The sequence below is a fragment of the Aminobacter aganoensis genome (genome assembly GCF_014206975.1).
Classification (GTDB): domain Bacteria; phylum Pseudomonadota; class Alphaproteobacteria; order Rhizobiales; family Rhizobiaceae; genus Aminobacter; species Aminobacter aganoensis.
The window spans coordinates 40879-59851 of record NZ_JACHOU010000011.1; the positions used below are offsets into that span (position 1 = coordinate 40879).

Sequence of the window (18973 nt, forward strand, 5' to 3'; positions counted from 1 at the left end):
AAGCCCGGGGGAGGGGCAAGGCATGAATGCAGCGGTCGAGGAGATCGACATCGCCATCATCGGTGCCGGCATCGTCGGCATCGCGGCTGCTGCCTATCTCGTCGACGCCGGGTGCAAGGTGATGGTGCTTGACCGCACCGGCATCTGTGAGGAAACAAGCTCTGGCAATGCCGGGGCTTTCGCCTTCTCCGACGTGCTGCCGCTCGCCCACAAGGGCATGATGCGCAACGTGCCGAAATGGCTTGCCGATCCGCTGGGACCGCTCAGCATTCCGCCTGCCTACCTGCCAAAACTCCTGCCGTGGCTCTACCGCTTCTGGCGTGCCGGGGCGCCCGCCAATTACGAGGCGAGCCTTGCAGCGCAAGCGGGGCTGATGAAACTCGCCGAGCAGGAATGGGCGTCGCTTATGGCCCGTACCGGCGCCAGCTCGATGCTGCGCGAGGACGGCTCGCTCGAGCTTTACGAGAGCAATGCGGAATTCAAGGACGCGCTGCCAAGTTGGGCGGCGCGCGACCGTTTCGGCATTGCCTGCCGCCATCTCGACAAGAGCGAGCTCGCCGACTACCAGCCCGGTCTCGCCGACCGGTTTACGCGCGGCACGTTCGTTCCCGGCTGGAAGACCGTGTCCGACCCCAAGGACCTCGGCAAGGCGATCTGGCGCCATGCCGAAGCAAGGGGGGCTGCCTTCGTCAAGGGCGATGTCGGGCTGGTTCGTCCGACCGGAGACCGCGTCCTGATCCAGCTCAAGCAGGGCCGTACGCTGTTTGCGCAAAAGGTGCTGATCGCTGCCGGGGCCTGGTCGCATCTTCTCGCCCGCCAGCTTGGCGACGTCATTCCGCTCGAAACCGAGCGCGGCTACAACACCACGCTTCCGTCTTCCGCCTTCGACGTGAAGCGGCAACTCATCTTCACCGGCCACGGCTTCGTCATCACCCCACTCGCCACTGGCCTGCGTGTCGGCGGGGCGGTCGAGCTCGGCGGCATTTCGCGGCCGCCCAACTATGCCCGCTCGAAGGCAATGCTGGCCAAGGCCAGAAAGTTCCTGCCGGGACTGGATCCGTCAGGCGGGCGCGAATGGATGGGCTTTCGCCCGTCGCTACCTGATTCACTGCCGGTCATCGGCGGCTCCCGCAGTCACCCCAACGTGCACTACGCCTTCGGCCATGGTCATCTCGGCCTGACCCAGGCCGCTGCCACAGGCCGGCTGGTGCGGGACCTTGTTCTGGGCCAAAGGCCGCCGCTCGATCTCACCCCCTTTTCGGCCCAACGTTTCTGACGCAAGGTATCTCCTATCATGGCGCGCCATTCCTTCTTCTGTATCGACGGCCACACCTGCGGCAATCCGGTGCGGCTGGTGGCGGGCGGCGGGCCGCGCCTCGAAGGCTCGACCATGATGGAAAGGCGGGCGCATTTCCTCGCCGAGTATGACTGGATCCGCACCGGGCTGATGTTCGAGCCGCGTGGGCACGACGTCATGTCCGGATCGATCCTCTATCCGCCGACGCGCGAGGACTGCGATGTCGCCATCCTGTTCATCGAGACGTCGGGCTGCCTGCCGATGTGCGGGCACGGCACCATCGGCACCGTCACCATGGCGATCGAGCATGGGCTGGTGAAGCCGAGGACCCCGGGCGTCCTTCGCCTCGACACCCCGGCCGGGCTGGTCATCGCCGAGTACAAGCAGGTCGGCGACTATGTCGAGGAGGTGCGCATCACCAACGTGCCGTCCTTCCTCTACGCCGAAGGGCTGTCGGTCGAGTGCCCCGGTCTCGGCGAGATCAAGGTAGACGTCGCCTATGGCGGCAATTTCTACGCCATCGTCGAGCCGCAGGAAAACTACCGCGACATGGCCGACTGCGGCGCCGGCGATTTCATCGCCTGGAGCCCGGTCGTGCGCCAGCGTCTCAACGAGAAGTACTCGTTCGTCCATCCCGAGAATCCCGGCATCAACCGGCTGTCCCACATGTTGTGGACCGGCGTCGCCAAGCATCCTGAAGCGCATGCCCGCAATGCCGTGTTCTACGGCGACAAGGCCATCGACCGGTCGCCCTGCGGCACCGGAACTTCGGCGCGCATGGCGCAGCTTCACGGCAAGGGCAAGCTCAAGGCCGGCGACGATTTCGTGCACGAATCGATCATCGGTTCGCTGTTCAAGGGACGCGTCGAACGCGAGGTCGAAGTGGCCGGCAAGCCGGCCATCATTCCCTCGATCGGTGGCTGGGCGCGGATGACCGGATTGAACACCATCTTCATCGACGACCGCGATCCGTTCGCCCATGGATTTGTAGTCATTTAGTCGTATGGCGGGAGGCAGAAACGGCCAATATGTCTAGACAATCTTAGGAAGGATATCGGCGGCGAGGCGCAAGGAAATATTGCCGAGGTGCATTCAGGCGCTACGTTCTTCGAATATGGCGCGCAAAATCACCGGAATCGGCAAAGACATTGCGTTGAGCCAATGGTAGGTTGCGCAATGGTCCAGGGCCTGGACAGCATAAAAACAGAGACGGCTTCAAGTGCCGTCCGGCAGGCGGCAACGGGCATAAGAATCACGTTGCAATCCAGGCTCGAAACTTTAGGACTAGGGGAAATATCAAAAGGAATGCGTGCATAGCGCGACATTCCAGGGGAGCCGCATTCACATGCAGTACTTCGTCCAGCAGATGGTCAACGGGCTGACGCTGGGGTCCATCTATGGCCTCATCGCTATCGGCTACACGATGGTCTACGGCATCATCGGGATGATCAATTTCGCCCATGGCGACATTTTCATGCTCGGGGCATTCGTCGCCCTGATCGTGTTCCTGATCCTCACCGCCATGTTCTATTCGGTGCCGGTCGTCGTCGCCTTGCTGATTATGATGGTGGTGGCGATGCTGATGACCAGCCTCTACAACTGGACCATCGAAAAGGTCGCCTACCGGCCGCTGCGCGGTTCGTTCCGGCTGGCGCCGCTGATCACTGCAATCGGCATGTCGATCGCGCTGTCGAACTTCGTCCAGGTGACGCAAGGTCCGCGCAACAAGCCGATCCCGCCGATGGTCTCGACGGTCTACAATGTCGGCGGCATCTCGATCTCGCTCAAGCAGATCATCATCGTCATCGTCACCGTGTCGCTGCTGGCGCTGTTCTGGTACCTGGTCAACAAGACATCGCTCGGCCGCGCCCAAAGGGCGTGTGAGCAGGACCGCAAGATGGCTGCCCTGCTCGGCATCGACGTCGACCGCACGATCTCCATCACCTTCATCATGGGCGCCGCTCTCGCCGCCGTCGCCGGCACGCTGTTCCTGATGTATTACGGCGTCGTCGCCTTCTCCGACGGTTTCGTGCCAGGCGTCAAAGCGTTCACCGCGGCCGTTCTCGGCGGCATCGGCTCGCTGCCCGGCGCCATGTTGGGCGGGCTGATGATCGGCTTCATCGAAAGCATGTGGTCGGCCTATTTCTCGATCGACTACAAGGACGTCGCGGCGTTCTCGATCCTTGCCATCGTGCTGATCTTCCTGCCCTCCGGCATTCTTGGCCGGCCCGAAGTCGAGAAGGTCTGAGCCCATGGCCAACATTGCTCAAGCCACACGCGAAGAATCCGCTACCCCGTTCCAGCGCGGCATCAAGGAGGCGCTTTATGCGGGCGCGATCTCCTTCGGCCTGTTCTTCCTGTTCATCGGGCTTAGGACCGACCAGAACATCCGCAACGAACTGATCCTCGTTCCGCGCTGGGGCCTGCTCGCCAGCGTCGTCGCACTGGTGATGGCCGGTCGCTTCCTCTACGTCGCCTACGGCCAGCCGTTCATGGCCAAGCAGAAGATCGTCGACGTCGCGAGCGGCCTGTTGCCGGACAGCGTGGCGACGCGGTTCTTCCGCCTGCCCTATTTCATCGCTGCGCTCGTCGCCGTCGTGCTGCTGTTCGTGCTCGCCGGTTCGCTCGACTCTATCTTTGGGCCGGTGCTTGCCGGCTACCTGCGCTTCTTCCGCGCGCTGGCGATCATCTATGCGCTGGCCTCGGTGATGTTCTATTTCCGCGCCTTCATCCAGGCCCATTTCTCGGCGCTGGGCATCGGCGTCCTGGTGGCCTATCCGATCGTCGTGGTGGTGGCCCTGACCCTCATCTCCGGTTCGATGGCGGGCGGCTTCCAGGGCTCGCTCAAATGGGTCGACAATTTCGGCATCCAGATCCTGATCTACGTGATGCTGGCCTGGGGCCTGAACATCGTCGTCGGCCTCGCCGGGCTGCTCGACCTCGGCTATGTCGCCTTCTACGCCGTCGGCGCCTATGCCTACGCCTTGCTGGCGACGCAGCTCGGCTGGTCGTTCTGGATCCTGCTGCCGGTAGCCGGCATCATGGCTGCCTTCTGGGGCGTCATGCTCGGGTTCCCGGTGCTGCGCCTTCGAGGAGACTATCTGGCGATCGTGACGCTGGCGTTCGGCGAAATCATCCGCCTGGTACTGATCAACTGGCGCGAAGTGACCAACGGCGCTGCCGGCATCTCGGGCATCCCGAAGGTCAGCTTCTTCGGCCTGATGTCGTTCAACGTTTCCGACCCGAACTACATCGCCAAGGTGCTCGGCATCGCCCAGTCCGGTGCCTACTACAAGATCTTCCTCTACTACCTCATCCTCGGCCTGGCGCTGCTGACCGCCTTCGTCACCATCCGGCTTCGGCGCATGCCGGTCGGCCGTGCCTGGGAAGCGCTGCGCGAGGACGAGATCGCCTGCCGCTCGCTCGGCATCAACACGACCACGACCAAGCTCACCGCCTTTGCCACCGGCGCGATGTTCGGCGGCTTCGCCGGCTCGTTCTTCGCCGCGCGCCAGGGCTTCGTGTCGCCCGAATCCTTCGTCTTCCTGGAATCGGCGATCATCCTTGCCATCGTCGTGCTCGGCGGCATGGGCTCGCTGGTCGGCATCGCGGTTGCGGCCGCCGTGATGATCGGCGGCACCGAGATCCTGCGCGAGATGGAGTTCCTGAAAGCGGTCTTCGGGCAGGACTTCACGCCCGAGCTCTACCGCATGCTGCTGTTCGGCATGGCGATGGTCATCGTGATGCTGTGGAAGCCGCGAGGTTTTGTCGGCAGTCGAGAGCCCACTGCCTTCCTGCATGAGCGAAAAGCCGTCTCCGGTGCCTTCACCAAGGAAGGACACGGCTGATGAACGCGAGCACATCCATGAACAATGCGATCCTGCAGGTCGAGCATCTGTCGATGAAGTTCGGCGGCCTGGTTGCCATCGGCGACCTTTCGTTCGAGGTCCGGCGCGGCGAGATCACCGCGCTGATCGGCCCGAACGGCGCCGGCAAGACGACGGTCTTCAACTGCATCACCGGTTTCTACAAGCCGACCGAAGGCATGATCCGGTTCAACGGTCGGGAAGGCGGCGAGTTCCTGCTCGAGCGCATGCCCGACTTCCAGATCACGGCCAAGGCGAAGGTGGCGCGCACGTTCCAGAACATCCGGCTGTTCTCGGGCATGACGCTGCTCGAAAACCTGCTGGTGGCACAGCACAATAAGCTGATGAAGGCTTCGGGCTTCACCGTCATGGGCCTGCTGGGGCTTGGCGGCTATCGCAAGGCGTCGGCGGAATCGGTCGAACTCGCCAAGCATTGGCTCGAAAAAGCCGAGCTGATCGACCGCGCCGACGATCCGGCGGGCGACCTGCCCTATGGCGCGCAACGGCGGCTGGAGATCGCGCGCGCCATGTGCACCGGGCCGGAGCTGCTCTGCCTCGACGAGCCTGCGGCCGGCCTCAATCCGAAGGAGTCGCTGGCGCTCAACACGCTGCTCATCGACATCAAGGAAAATACCGGCACGTCGATCCTGCTCATCGAGCACGACATGTCGGTCGTCATGCAGATTTCCGACCATGTCGTCGTGCTCGAATATGGCCGCAAGATCTCCGACGGCGACCCGATCTCGGTCAGGACCGATCCGAAGGTGATTGCAGCCTATCTCGGCGTCGACGACGAAGAGGTCAGCGAGGTGCTGATCGAGGTTGGCGACGAGCAGGTGATCGAGGAACTGGAGGGCGTGCCCGATCCGTCGCATGGCCCGAGTTCGTCGTCCTCGATGATGGCAGGGCCGGTCAGCGATACGATCAGCCACAGCGACGGACACGGCGAGATCGTGACCGTTTCCAAGGGTGCGTCGAAGGCGGGACAGGTCGAGGCGCGCGACGCCAAGGCCGCATCCAAGCCGGCGACAAAGACGGCTCCGGCGAAGGCGCCCAAAGCCAAGTCGGCGGCCACCCCGCCTGCCGGCCTGATGGCCGCGCCCGCGCCTGCGAAGGCGAAGGCCCCGGCCGAGACCGCGGCGGCTCCGGCGGCCAAGGCAACGGCCCCGGCCGCCAAGACGCCGGCCAAGCCGACAAAGACGGCCGCGGTGAAGGCAGAGCCGGCGAAGGTTGCTTCCACGCCGGTCAAGGCGCCGGCCCCGAAGGCCGCGACGAAACCAGCGGCGGCTCCGAAAGCAGCGGCCAAGCCGGCGAAGGCCGACGCGGCAAAGGCGGCCCCGGCACCGAAGCCCGCGCCTGCCGCCAAGGCATCAGCCAAGCCGATCAAGCCTGCCGCGGTCAAGACCGAGCCGGTGAAGGTTGCTTCCAAGTCTGCCAAGGCGCCAGCGCCGAAGGCAGCGGCAAAGCCTGCAGCCGCGGCTCCAAAGGCTGCTGCCAAGCCGGCAAAGGCCGAGGCTCCGAAGGCAGCCAAGGCGGCTCCTGCTGCGGCCAAGGCATCGCCGAAACCCGCGCCAGCAGCCAAGGGCGCAGCCGCAAAACATAAGGCGGCTGGCAAGGCGCCCGCAGCCAAGGCTCCGGCTGCCAAGACGATCGCCAATGTGCTCGCCGCTCCGCGCGGTGGGGTGCCGGACCGGCTGATCCTGATCAAGGGCATCGGACCGGTGAACGAAAAGAAGCTCAACGAGCACGGCATCTTCCATTTCGACCAGGTGGCGGCGTGGAAGAAGTCGGACATCGCGGCGGCGGAGGCCTATCTCGCCTTCGACGGCCGGATCGAGCGTGAAGACTGGGTGGGGCAGGCCAAGGCGCTGGCGCGTGAAGCGGCCAAGCCGGCGAAAGCCAAGCGCGGAGGTGGCAAGTGACGGCGGGTAAGAGCTTGCTCGACATCAGGGGTGTCGAGACCTACTACGGCAACATCCGTGCGCTTAACGGCGTCGACGTTACGGTCAACGAGGGCGAGATCGTCGCCTTGATCGGCGCCAACGGCGCCGGCAAGTCGACGCTCATGATGACCATCTTCGGCACGCCCCGGGCGCGCCGTGGCACCATCACCTTCGGCGGCACTGACATCACCGATCTGCCGACGCACGAGATCGCCCGGCTGCGCATCGCGCAGTCGCCGGAGGGACGGCGCATTTTTCCACGCATGACGGTGATGGAAAACCTGCAGATGGGCGCCAGCCTCGACAACCTCAAATTCTTCGATGAGGACGTCGAGAAGGTGTTCGCGCTGTTCCCCCGGCTCAAGGAGCGCATCGCCCAGCGTGGCGGCACGCTGTCCGGCGGCGAGCAGCAGATGCTGTCCATCGGCCGTGCGCTGATGGCACGGCCCAAGCTGCTCCTGCTCGACGAGCCGTCGCTGGGTCTGGCACCGCTGATCGTCAAGCAGATCTTCGACGCCATCCGCGAGCTCAATCGCACCCAGGGCCTGACCGTCTTCCTCGTCGAGCAGAACGCCTTCGGGGCGCTCAAGCTCGCGACGCGCGGCTACGTCATGGTCAATGGCGTCGTCACGATGAGCGGTACCGGCAAGGACCTGCTCGCCGATCCCGAGGTTCGCGCCGCCTATCTCGAAGGCGGGCGTCACTAGGAGGTTCCATCATGCAGGGCATTCTCTACGAGGAACCCTCGATCTGGCAGTTCTTCTTCGTCACCTGCCTGCTCGGCGGCTGGGCGGCCTGGATGACCGGCCGTGCCTGCGCCCAGACATGGCGCAGCTACGGCCAGCTGGTGCTTTACATCCTGGGACTTGGCATCGCGGTGCGCTTCATCCACCACGCCTTGTTCGATGGCACGATGTTCACGCTGCAATATTACATTGTCGACACTATCGTGCTGATGGCGTTCGCATTCCTTGGATATAAATACACCCGCACCAACCAGATGGTGACGCAATACAACTGGCTTTATGAAAAGGTATCGCCGCTTTCTTGGAGATCGAAGTCCTGAGCGTCAGAACTTCAATATCGGCGCCGATTCGCCAATGAATCGGCGTGACAACTGCCGGAAAATCGGCAAACTCACCTTTCTGCGATATGGGTGGGCATCGCACGAAAGAAACTCCACGCCCACTCAATTAATGGGAGTGTTTCTATGAAAAAGTCACTTTTGTCGGCTGTTGCACTGACCGCGCTCGTGGCGTTCAGCGGCAGCGCATGGGCCGATATCCTGGTCGGCGTCGCCGGTCCGATCACCGGCCCGAACGCGGCCTTTGGCGCACAGCTCCAGAAGGGCGCTGAACAGGCGGTCGCCGACATCAACGCGGCCGGCGGCATCAACGGCGAGCAGATCAAGCTTGTCGTCGGCGACGACGTCTCGGATCCGAAGCAGGGCATCTCGGTTGCCAACAAGTTCGTCGCTGACGGCGTCAAGTTCGTGGTCGGCCACTTCAACTCGGGCGTTTCGATCCCGGCCTCGGAAGTCTACGCCGAGAACGGCATCCTCGAAGTCACCCCGGCGGCAACCAACCCGACCTTCACCGAGCGTGGCCTGTGGAACGTGTTCCGCACCTGCGGCCGCGACGACCAGCAGGGCGGCATTGCCGGCGCCTATCTGGCGGAGAAGTTCAAGGACGCCAAGATCGCCGTCATCCACGACAAGACGCCTTACGGCCAGGGCCTCGCTGACGAAACCAAGAAGGCGATGAACGCCGCCGGCGTCACCGAAGTCATGTATGAAGGCGTCAACATCGGCGACAAGGACTTCTCGGCGCTCATCGCCAAGATGAAGGAAGCCGGCGTTTCGATCATCTACTGGGGCGGCCTTCACACCGAAGCCGGCCTGATCATCCGCCAGTCGGCTGACCAGGGTCTCAAGGCAACGCTCGTTTCGGGTGACGGCATCGTCTCCAACGAACTCGCCTCGATCGCTGGCGACGCCGTTGCCGGCACGCTCAACACCTTCGGTCCGGACCCGCGCCTGATCCCCGAGAACAAGGATCTGGTCGAGAAGTTCCGCGCCGCTGGCTTCGAGCCGGAAGCCTACACGCTCTACTCCTACGCCGCGATGCAGTCGATCGCAGCGGCCGCAACTGCCGCCGGTTCGACCGACACGCAGGAAGTGGCCAAGGCTCTCAAGGAGAAGGGCCCGTTCAAGACGGCGCTCGGCGACATCTCCTTCGACGAGAAGGGCGATCCGAAGCTTCCCGGCTACGTCATGTACGAGTGGCAGAAGGGTGCCGACGGCAAGTACACCTACGTGCAGCAGAAGTAATTCTCCAGCACAGCTGACCAAGGAATGCCCGGCGCTTTGCGTCGGGCATTTTTTATGGCCGTGGAAAAAATGGCCATCTGACGCTACGGAAATTAAATCGATTTAAGAGGGTGTGATTTCGGTTGCACCGCAGCATTTTCCCGCTAATCATTCGCGGCCTCTTAAATATCCGGTTTCTGGAGTGTTTTCGTGCCGATCAGCAAGATCCTCGTCGCCAACCGATCCGAAATTGCCATTCGCGTTTTCCGCGCGGCCAACGAGCTGGGCATCAAAACCGTGGCGATCTGGGCGGAAGAGGACAAATACTCGCTGCATCGGTTCAAGTCTGACGAAAGCTATCAGGTCGGCCGCGGCCCCTGGCTCGCCAAAGACATGGGACCGATCGAGAGCTACCTGTCGATCGACGAGATCATGCGCGTCGCCAAGCTGTCCGGCGCCGACGCCATTCACCCCGGCTACGGGCTCCTGTCGGAAAGCCCGGAATTCGCCGAGGCGTGCGCTGCCAACGGCATCACCTTCATCGGCCCGAAGCCGGAGACGATGCGCCGGCTCGGCAACAAGGTCGCCGCGCGCAACCTCGCCATCGAAGTGGGCGTGCCCGTGGTTCCGGCCACCAATCCGCTGCCCGACGACATGGAGGCGGTGAAGGCGCTGGCCGCCGAGATCGGCTACCCGGTCATGCTCAAGGCGTCGTGGGGCGGTGGCGGCCGCGGTATGCGCGCCATCCGCAGCGAGGGCGACCTCGTTCGTGAAGTGATGGAAGGCAAGCGCGAGGCCAAGGCTGCGTTCGGCAAGGATGAGGTCTATCTCGAGAAGCTGGTCGAGCGTGCGCGCCATGTCGAGGTGCAGATCCTCGGCGACACGCACGGCAATGCCGTCCATCTGTTCGAGCGCGATTGCTCGATCCAGCGGCGCAACCAGAAGGTCGTCGAGCGCGCGCCGGCACCCTACCTTTCCGACGCGCTGCGCGAGGAGCTCTGCGGCCATGCGCTGAAGATCGCCAAGGAAACCAGCTATATCGGCGCCGGCACGGTGGAGTTCCTGCAGGACGCCGATACCGGCAAATTCTACTTCATAGAGGTCAATCCGCGCATTCAGGTCGAGCACACCGTCACCGAGCAGGTGACCGGCATCGACATCGTCAAGGCGCAAATCCACATCCTCGACGGCGCTGCGATCGGCACGCCGGAATCGGGCGTGCCTGTCCAGGCCGACATCAGGCTTAACGGCCACGCGCTCCAGTGCCGCATCACCACCGAAGATCCCGAGCAGAACTTCATCCCCGACTATGGCCGCATCACCGCCTATCGCGGGGCGACCGGCTTCGGCATCCGGCTCGACGGCGGCACGGCCTATTCGGGCGCGGTCATCACCCGCTTCTACGATCCGCTGCTCGAGAAGGTCACGGCCTGGGCACCGACGCCGCACGAGACGATCGCGCGCATGCACCGGGCGCTGCGCGAGTTCCGCATCCGCGGCGTTGCAACCAACCTGACCTTTCTCGAAGCGATCATCACGCACCCGGCGTTCCACGACAATTCCTACACCACCAGGTTCATCGATTCGACGCCGGAGCTGTTCGCCCAGGTCAAGCGCCAGGACCGCGCCACCAAGTTGCTCAACTATCTCGCCGACGTTACCGTCAACGGCCATCCGGAAACGCGTGGCCGCGCACTGCCCAATCCGGAAGCGGCTGCGCCGGTGGTGCCCTGGTTCACCGGCCCGGTTCCCGATGGCTCCAAGCAACGGCTCGACGATCTCGGTCCGGAGAAGTTTGCCGCATGGATGCGGGCGCAGAAGCAGGTGCTGATCACTGACACGACGATGCGCGACGGCCATCAGTCGCTGCTCGCCACCCGCGTCCGCACCCATGACATTGCCAGGATCGCCGGCACCTACGCACGGGCGCTGCCGCAGCTCCTGTCGCTCGAATGCTGGGGCGGGGCGACGTTCGACGTTGCCATGCGCTTCCTGACCGAAGATCCATGGGAGCGGCTCGACAAGGTGCGCCAGGCGGCACCGAACATCCTGCTGCAGATGCTGCTGCGCGGCGCCAACGGCGTCGGCTACACCAACTATCCCGACAATGTCGTGCAGCATTTCGTGCGCCAGGCGGCGGCCGGTGGCGTCGACCTGTTCCGGGTCTTCGACTGCCTGAACTGGGTCGACAACATGCGCGTGTCGATGGATGCCGTGGGCGCCGAGGGCAAGCTCTGCGAGGCGGCCATCTGCTATACCGGCGACATTCTCGACCCGAACCGCGCCAAGTACGACCTGAAATATTACGTCGGCTTGGCCAAGGAACTCGAAGCCGCCGGCGCCCACATCATCGCCGTCAAGGACATGGCCGGCCTGCTCAAGCCGGCGGCGGCACGCGTGTTGTTCAAGGCGCTGCGCGAGGCGACCGACCTGCCGATCCACTTCCATACCCACGACACGTCGGGCCTGTCGGCGGCAACCGTTCTGGCGGCTGTCGAGAGCGGCGTCGACGCCATCGACGCGGCGATGGACGCCTTCTCCGGCAACACCTCGCAGCCCTGCCTGGGCTCGATCGTCGAGGCGCTGCGCGGCTCGGATCGCGATCCGGGCCTGGCTCCGGAATGGATCCGCCGGATCTCGTTCTACTGGGAAGCGGTGCGCAACCAGTATGCCGCCTTCGAGAGCGACCTGAAGGGGCCGGCCTCCGAAGTCTATCTGCACGAGATGCCGGGCGGCCAGTTCACCAACCTCAAGGAGCAGGCACGCTCGCTCGGCCTGGAAACCCGCTGGCACGAGGTGGCGCAGGCCTATCACGACGTCAACCTGATGTTCGGCGACATCGTCAAGGTCACGCCGTCGTCGAAGGTCGTCGGCGACATGGCGCTGATGATGGTGAGCCAGGAACTCAGCGTTGCCGATGTCGAGAGCCCGGCCAAGGACATCGCCTTCCCGGATTCGGTGGTATCGATGCTGCGCGGCGACCTAGGCCAGTCGCCCGGCGGCTGGCCGGCAGCACTGCAGAAGAAGGTGCTGAAGGGCGAGAAGCCGATTACCGCGCGCCCCGGCTCGCTGCTCAAGGCTGCCGACCTCAAGGCCAACCGTAGCGACATCGAGACCAAGCTCGGCCGCAAGCTCTCGGAAAACGAGTTCGCCTCCTGGCTGATGTACCCGAAGGTGTTTTCGGACTTCGCCAACGCCCAGGAGACCTACGGTCCGGTCAGCGTGCTGCCGACACCGACCTATTTCTACGGCATGAAGCCGGAGGACGAGGTCTTCGTCGACATCGAGAAGGGCAAGACGCTGGTCATCCGCTGCCTTGCCGTCGGCGATGTCGACGAAAAGGGTATGGTGACGGTGTTCTTCGAACTCAACGGCCAGCCGCGCCGCGTCAAGGTGCCGGACCGGGCGCATGGCGCATCCGCTTCCAAGGCAAGGCGCAAGGCCGAACCGGGTAACGATGCCCATATCGGCGCGCCGATGCCCGGCGTGGTGTCGACGCTTGCGGTTGCGGCCGGCCAGCCGATCAAGGCCGGCGACGTGCTGCTGTCGATCGAGGCGATGAAGATGGAAACGGCGTTGCACGCCGAGCGCGACGGCACGATCGCCGAAGTGCTTGTGCGCGCCGGCGACCAGATCGACGCCAAGGACCTGCTCGTCGTCTATGGCTGACAAATGCAGGCCGGGGACGTTCGTCGCCCGGCCTGTCTCGCGTCCTAGTCTAGAACAACCCCTGGCCAGCGGCGGCCTCTTCCTTGACGCTGCGGCGGATCAGGCTCTTGAACATATAGCCGCGCTGGCCGTTGTAGACGACCGTGCACCAGTTGCAGCTTGTCTCGGCCTCGATGGCGGCATTGGCCGGTACCACGACGATCACATTGGCTTCATCGGCCGGGCCGTCGCGCAGGTTGGCGTATTTGGCGGCCTTGGCGGGGCTCAGTTCGGGCAGGGGAGGCTCGATGGCGCCCACCGCATTGGCATCGACCATGCCGGTCGATGCTTCGAGCATCGCTATTTCGGCTTCCGTTTCCGCGACCTGGACATCGAGCGATCCACGCAAGCCGTCAGGCGCAATCGACGCCGTGTCGGCGGTGTCGGGGGCCGCGGCCAAGCCCGCGTTGGCTACCGGGCCGCCACTGCGCTCGTCCGGGCCGGCCGCGCTGTCCGGCAGGTTGGCCGCGACAGGCGGCGAAGGACTGAAGTGGGCCTTGGGCGTTTCCCCTGAAATCGGCGGGGCCGCTGACAGTGCGGATTTCGCGGGCTGGCGAGGCTCGACGGCGGCAGCCGACTTCTCGTCACGCGCAACGGGCGGCGCGGCGCTTGCTGTTTGGGGCAACGTGACGCGTGGCGGTACGGCTGCCGTCTGGGTCGGGTCGGGCTCCGACGCGCCGATGATCAGGAAGCCGGCTAGCGCGACCGCCACAACGGTTGCGCCCGCAATCAGCGCGACGCCTGATCTGGACAGGTTTGGTCCCGGCAGGCTGGCGCCCGACTGTCGCAATTGTTCAACCAGGCGGCTTGATGTTCCGGCGCGCCGGAAAGCAAGGGTATTCATGGTACAACACTCCACAACGGTGCGACCCGGCGTCCAGCCGGCATCGACCCCCAACCCGCGCAAGCATGCATAGAGCGGAACCAAGCGCGCGAGCGGAGAGTGTTGCCTGTCCGCCGCCATTCCTCAGAGGTTCGCGTACAACGGCTATTGGACGGAATTCGGGCAATCGTTAACCTTGGTTAACCGGCTGGCCCAATGATTGCGCGCAGCTACGCCTTGATCTGTATCTAAATCGATTTAAAGATGACCACCGACGCAATCCTGCTGATGCTGCCCGGCGCGAGCGCGGTAACATTTCGAATCCTTCGGTCACGCCGACCTGAAATCGATTTCAGGCGCAGGACCCATGTGCTAGGAGACGCGGCGATGGACGCTCCCAACACCACCACCGCTAGCCGGGCCCGCTGGGCCGTAGCCGCCGCCTTCTTCATCAACGGTTTCATCACCGGAAGCTGGGCGCCGCAGATCCCGCTGCTGCTGACGCGGCTGGAGATCAGCGAGTTCGTGCTCGGCCTGCTGATCCTGGTGTTCGGTCTCGGCGCGCTGACGGCGATGCCCTTCTCCGGCTATCTGATGACCAAGCGCGGCTCGCGGCCGGTGGTGATCGGCTTTGCGTGGATCGTGGTCTTTGCCCTGCTGCTGGTGGTGCTGTCGCCAAATGTCTGGGTGGCGGCGGTGACCATGTTCATCTTCGGCGGTTCGATCGGCGCCATGGACGTGGCGATGAACGCGAATGCGGTTGCGGTTGAAAGAAAGCTGTCTCGCGCGATCATGTCGTCGTCGCATGGCTTCTGGAGCCTCGGCGGCTTTGCCGGAGGCGGACTTGGCGGTCTCTTCATCCTGAGTTTCGGCCATCTGCCGCATGCGATGTTCGTCACCGTTGCCGCTGCGGCGATGACGGCATTCGCCCTGCCTCACCTGATCGGCGAGGACAAGCCGGTGGCGCATGAGCACCATCATTTCCGCCTGCCGCGGCTGCCCACGATCTACCTCGTCGGCATCATGGCGCTGTTCTCGATGATCCCCGAAGGGGCGGTGCTCGACTGGGCCGCACTCTATCTCAAGCAGGAACTCGGCGCCGATATCGCCACTGCCGGTTTCGCCTTCGCTGCCTTCTCGGGCATCATGGCGCTGATGCGATTCCTCGGCGACGGCGTGCGCAATCGTTTCGGCGCGGTGACGACGCTGCGCGTCTCGGCGCTCATCGCGGCATGCGGCATGCTTGCCGCAGGCCTGGCGCCAAACCCGTGGGTGGCGATCGCGGCATTCGCCTTCTGCGGCCTGGGCGTCGCCAACATGGTGCCGATCGCCTTTTCCGCTGCCGGCAACCAGCCCGGCGTGCCGTCCAATATCGGCATGAGCGTCGTCACGACGATGGGCTATTCGGGCATCCTGGTTGCTCCCTCGGGGATCGGGTTCGTTGCCGGACATGTCGGCTTCGCGCCGGTCTTCGTGACGTTGTCGGGGTTGCTGGTGGTAGTCTGCCTTATGGCGGGGCTCGCCCGCCATGCCGATTTCAGGGCGATGCCTCATACTGCTCCGGCTGAATAGCCGTCGCGGCAACGCCGGTCGGCGCTATCAGACGCGGCCCATCAGCATCAGCACCAGAAGCACGACGAGCAAGACGCCGACAATGCCGGAGGGGCCGTAGCCCCAGCCGCGGGAATGGGGCCATGCGGGCACTGCGCCGAGCAGGATCAGGATCAGGATGATCAGAAGCAGCGTCGAAATGGTCATTGTCGTGCCTCGCAATATTCGTGTTGCATCAAGGCAGCAACGCAAAAGGCCGCCCGGTCGTTCCGGGCGGCCTTTTTCGATCCAGTTGTAGACTGGTTATTCGGCGGCCTTGGGGAAGGCCACTGCAGGTTCATCCTTGGAGTCCGCCGGCGCGGCAGTCCCCTTGGAAACACGATCCTTGCCCCATCTGAACAGCCTGCTGAACCAGCCGCGCTGGCCCGGCTTGCGTTTCTCGCGGGTAAACACCATCAGCATTGCCGGCGTCACCACCAGGGTGAGGACCGTGGCGAAGGACAGGCCGAAGACGATGGCCGACGACAGCGCGATCCACCACTGGGTCGACGGCGCATTGATCGTCGTCTCATGGTGGAAGATCTCCAGCCCAAGCCCGAAGGCGATGGGCAGAACGCCGAGGATCGCAGACAACGCCGTCAGCACAACCGGACGGGCACGCTCGCGGCAGGTCTGGAGCACGGCGTCGAGCTTGTTCCAGCCTTCGTCGCGCAACCTGTCATAGGTGTCGATCAGCACGATGTTGTTGTTCACCACCACGCCCGCCAGCGCGATCATGCCGATGCCGGACATGACGATGACGAAGGACTGGCCGGTCAACAGCATGCCGAGCAGCGCTCCCACCGTCGCCATGACAACGCAGGTCAGCACCAGGATGACGCTGGTGAACTTGTTGAACTGCGCCAGCAGCACGATGAAGATCAGGAAGATCGCCGCACCGAAGGCATTGCCGAGGAAGGCACTGGCCTCGGCACTGTCCTCGTTGGAGCCGGCCAGCTTCCAGTCGATGCCGGGCTGGGCCATCTGCTCGACCACCTTGCTGACCTCGGCCTGCACCGCAGCAACCTGATAACCGGAGGCGACGTTGCCCTGGATGGTGATCGTGCGCTTGGCGTCGACACGGTTCAGGACGCCGACGGTCTGCTCCGGCTTGCGCGAGACGAAGTTCGAGATCGGCACCGAACCCTGAGGGGTGACGATGCGCAGCTGGTCGAGCGCGGCAAGCGTGCGGCGGTCTTCCGGCAGGCGCAGCCGGATGTCGACAGCATCGTCGGCGCCGGCCGGGCGATAGTCGGTGAGCTTGAGACCGGTGGTCACCAGCTGCACGACGGTGCCGACCGCAGTCGGGCTGACGCCATACTGCGCGGCCTTGGAACGGTCGACTTCCAGCGCCCAGTCGATGCCGGGCGGGGGCAGGCCGTCGGAGATGTCGATGACGCCCGGTACCTTGGCGACCGCCGCGGCAACGTCCTTGGCGTAGTCGTTGAGGCCGGTCGGGTCGACGGCGGCGAGCTGGACCTGGATCGCCTTGCCGGTCGGCGGGCCCGCGTCTGGAACGCGGACTTCGACGTCGACGCCCGGAATGCCGGCCATCGTGGCGCGCAGTTCGTCGAGGATGACGTGCGCCGACTTGCGTTCGCGCCAGTCAACGAACTCGTACTGGATTACGCCGACGACGTCCTCGGGGATGTCCTGGCCGCCGCGGCTCTTGCCGGAGCGGGTGTATACCGACTTGATGCCAGGCCAGCCGAGGATCCGCTTTTCAGCCTCGAGCGTGGCGGCGTCCATCTCGTCGAGCGAGAGGTTGCCGCGCGCATGGACATAGAGCAGGCCATAGTCGGGCTCGACCGTCGGGAAGAACTCCACGCCGTTGCCGAACTTGACATAGGCATAGGTGCCGCCGGTCAGCAGCGCGACCGTCAGCACCAGCGCGGTGATCGGGTAGGTGACCGCCTTCTTGACGACGCCCATGTAGACGCCGTCCTTGAGGTCTTCTTCGTGATGCTTCGGTGCCTTGGCGAACAGGGCGCCGATTGTTGGCGCGAAGATCAGCGCGTAGGCCATCGACGCCGCAAGCGTGACGATCAGCGTGATCGGCAGGTACTTCATGAAGTCGCCGATGATGCCGGGCCAGAACAGCAGCGGCGAGAACGCCGCGATGCGGGTCATGGTGGCGGCGATGACCGGGCCGGCCATGCGCTTGGCGGCCAGCTCGAACGCTTCTTCCTTTGGCATGCCTTCGGACATGCGCCGTTCGGCAAACTCGGTCACGATGATCGCATCGTCGACCAGCATGCCGACGGCCAGGATCAGGCTGAACAGCACGATCATGTTGATCGTGTAGCCCATGAGCGCCAGAGCCAGGATGCCCATCAGGAAGGATGACGGGATGGCGAGGCCGATCAGCAGCGAAGCCCGGCCCGACAGCGCATAGAGGATGACGATGAAGACCAGGATGACGGCAATCAGGACGTGGTTCTGCAGGTCGTTCAGCAACTGGTTGACGAAGACCGACTTGTCCTGGGTGTAGGTGACCTTCATGCCTTCCGGCGCGGTCTTGACGAACGCGTCGGCGACGGCCTTTGCGCCGTCGATCGTCTCGACGATGTTGGCGCCGATGCGCTTCTTGACCTCGATCGCGATTGCCGGCTTGCCGTCGAGGCGGGTGATCGTCTCGGCGTCCTTGAAGGTCGAACGCACCGTGGCCAGGTCCTGGACGCGCACGACGGCATTCGGCGTCGCCACCACGGGCAGCCGCGCCACATCCTCCGGCGTTTCGATCAGCGCCGGCACCTTGACGGCGTACTTGCCTTCCGAGCCTTCGATGGCGCCAGCGGCGACGAGGCTGTTGGACTGGCTGATGCCCTGGATCATCTGGTCGAGCTGCAGGCCATAGGACGACAGCTTGACCGGATCAATGATCGCCTCGACGAGTTCGTCGCGCGAGCCCTGCAGCGTGCCTTCGAGCACACCGGGCACTTCCTCGATCTGGTCGCGCAGCCGCTTGGCGGCAGCAGTCAACGCCCGCTCGGGCACGTCGCCCGACAGGGTGACGACCAGGACCGGGAATTCCGACAGGTTCACCTCGTTGACCGTCGGCTCCTCGACGCCCGCCGGCAGGTCGCGCTTGGCGTCCTGCACCTTGTTGCGGGTGTCGATCAGCGCATCGCCCAGATCCACCGACGGGTCGAACTCGACGATGACGTTGGCGCCGCCCTGATAGGCGTTGGACCTCATCTCCTTGAGGCCCTTGAGGTTCTTGAGCTGTGACTCGACCGGTCTCAGCAGCAGGCGCTCGGCGTCCTCAGGCGAGATGCCCTGATAGACGAGGCTGACATACATGATGGGAATGGCGACGTCCGGCTCTGCTTCCTTCGGCACGGCGCGATACGCGAGCGTACCGGCGATGACGAGGAACAGCAGGACCGAAAGGGTCAGTCGCGCATTGCGGATCGCAAGCTTGACGATATCCATTTT

At 64.2% G+C, this 18973-nt stretch carries 12 protein-coding genes and 2 pseudogenes; 11 read left to right on the forward strand and 3 right to left on the reverse strand.

What is annotated here, in order from left to right; genetic code table 11:
• The first annotated feature begins 22 nt into the window (after positions 1-22).
• The 10 genes and pseudogenes from GGR00_RS18930 (at position 23) to pyc (ending at position 13083) form a co-directional block, all read left to right on the forward strand.
• Positions 23-1276 (forward strand): NAD(P)/FAD-dependent oxidoreductase, encoded by a 1254-nt coding sequence (locus GGR00_RS18930; protein ID WP_055974733.1) that lies wholly within the window; start codon positions 23-25, stop codon positions 1274-1276.
• A gap of 18 nt (positions 1277-1294) precedes the next feature.
• A complete protein-coding gene (locus GGR00_RS18935) occupies positions 1295-2296 on the forward strand; it encodes a 4-hydroxyproline epimerase (RefSeq protein WP_055974729.1) in 1002 nt (333 codons plus the stop codon).
• A gap of 346 nt (positions 2297-2642) precedes the next feature.
• Positions 2643-3545 (forward strand): branched-chain amino acid ABC transporter permease, encoded by a 903-nt coding sequence (locus tag GGR00_RS18940; RefSeq protein ID WP_055974727.1) that lies wholly within the window; start codon positions 2643-2645, stop codon positions 3543-3545.
• A gap of 4 nt (positions 3546-3549) precedes the next feature.
• Positions 3550-5145, forward strand: a complete 1596-nt coding sequence (gene livM / locus GGR00_RS18945) for a high-affinity branched-chain amino acid ABC transporter permease LivM (RefSeq protein ID WP_055974724.1) — start codon at positions 3550-3552, stop codon at positions 5143-5145.
• A pseudogene (locus GGR00_RS28605) lies at positions 5145-6176 on the forward strand (ABC transporter ATP-binding protein); the annotation flags it as partial. The gene livM and the pseudogene GGR00_RS28605, both read left to right, overlap by 1 nt.
• Positions 6177-6830: 654 nt before the next feature.
• Positions 6831-7085, forward strand: a pseudogene (locus GGR00_RS28610) (ATP-binding cassette domain-containing protein); the annotation flags it as partial.
• Positions 7082-7813, forward strand: coding sequence for an ABC transporter ATP-binding protein (locus GGR00_RS18960; protein WP_055974718.1), 732 nt, complete (start codon positions 7082-7084; stop codon positions 7811-7813). The pseudogene GGR00_RS28610 and the gene GGR00_RS18960, both read left to right, overlap by 4 nt.
• Positions 7814-7824: 11 nt before the next feature.
• A complete protein-coding gene (locus GGR00_RS18965; RefSeq protein ID WP_055974715.1) occupies positions 7825-8172 on the forward strand; it encodes a DUF6867 family protein in 348 nt (115 codons plus the stop codon).
• Between the two features lie 144 nt (positions 8173-8316).
• Positions 8317-9435 (forward strand): branched-chain amino acid ABC transporter substrate-binding protein, encoded by a 1119-nt coding sequence (locus tag GGR00_RS18970; protein ID WP_055974711.1) that lies wholly within the window; start codon positions 8317-8319, stop codon positions 9433-9435.
• A 189-nt stretch (positions 9436-9624) separates the two neighbouring features.
• Positions 9625-13083, forward strand: a complete 3459-nt coding sequence (gene pyc / locus GGR00_RS18975) for a pyruvate carboxylase (protein ID WP_055974709.1) — start codon at positions 9625-9627, stop codon at positions 13081-13083.
• A gap of 49 nt (positions 13084-13132) precedes the next feature.
• Here the strand turns inward: pyc and GGR00_RS18980 are convergent, their stop codons facing one another.
• The gene (locus tag GGR00_RS18980) at positions 13133-13966 is read right to left on the reverse strand and encodes an SH3 domain-containing protein (RefSeq protein WP_184117376.1); all 834 of its coding nucleotides are present in this window, start codon (positions 13964-13966) and stop codon (positions 13133-13135) included.
• A gap of 366 nt (positions 13967-14332) precedes the next feature.
• Between GGR00_RS18980 and GGR00_RS18985 the strand changes: the two genes are divergently transcribed.
• Positions 14333-15517, forward strand: a complete 1185-nt coding sequence (locus GGR00_RS18985; RefSeq protein WP_055974704.1) for an MFS transporter — start codon at positions 14333-14335, stop codon at positions 15515-15517.
• Between the two features lie 27 nt (positions 15518-15544).
• On the opposite strand, the gene GGR00_RS18990 is transcribed toward GGR00_RS18985, so the two are convergent.
• Complete coding sequence (locus GGR00_RS18990) at positions 15545-15703, reverse strand: DUF3309 family protein (protein ID WP_082496519.1); 159 nt, start codon at positions 15701-15703, stop codon at positions 15545-15547.
• 96 nt (positions 15704-15799) lie between these two features.
• Complete coding sequence (locus GGR00_RS18995) at positions 15800-18970, reverse strand: efflux RND transporter permease subunit (protein WP_055974700.1); 3171 nt, start codon at positions 18968-18970, stop codon at positions 15800-15802.
• Between the last annotated feature and the right edge of the window lie 3 nt (positions 18971-18973).

Bases quoted from the DNA above. Each gene is read 5' to 3' on its own strand.
- GGR00_RS18930 (WP_055974733.1), top strand. From the start codon at position 23: ATGAATGCAGCGGTCGAGGAGATCGACATCGCCATCATCGGTGCCGGC.
- GGR00_RS18935 (WP_055974729.1), top strand. From the start codon at position 1,295: ATGGCGCGCCATTCCTTCTTCTGTATCGACGGCCACACCTGCGGCAAT.
- GGR00_RS18940 (WP_055974727.1), top strand. From the start codon at position 2,643: ATGCAGTACTTCGTCCAGCAGATGGTCAACGGGCTGACGCTGGGGTCC.
- livM (WP_055974724.1), top strand. From the start codon at position 3,550: ATGGCCAACATTGCTCAAGCCACACGCGAAGAATCCGCTACCCCGTTC.
- GGR00_RS18965 (WP_055974715.1), top strand. From the start codon at position 7,825: ATGCAGGGCATTCTCTACGAGGAACCCTCGATCTGGCAGTTCTTCTTC.
- GGR00_RS18970 (WP_055974711.1), top strand. From the start codon at position 8,317: ATGAAAAAGTCACTTTTGTCGGCTGTTGCACTGACCGCGCTCGTGGCG.
- GGR00_RS18980 (WP_184117376.1), bottom strand. From the start codon at position 13,966: ATGAATACCCTTGCTTTCCGGCGCGCCGGAACATCAAGCCGCCTGGTT.
- GGR00_RS18985 (WP_055974704.1), top strand. From the start codon at position 14,333: ATGGACGCTCCCAACACCACCACCGCTAGCCGGGCCCGCTGGGCCGTA.
- GGR00_RS18990 (WP_082496519.1), bottom strand. From the start codon at position 15,703: ATGACCATTTCGACGCTGCTTCTGATCATCCTGATCCTGATCCTGCTC.
- GGR00_RS18995 (WP_055974700.1), bottom strand. From the start codon at position 18,970: ATGGATATCGTCAAGCTTGCGATCCGCAATGCGCGACTGACCCTTTCG.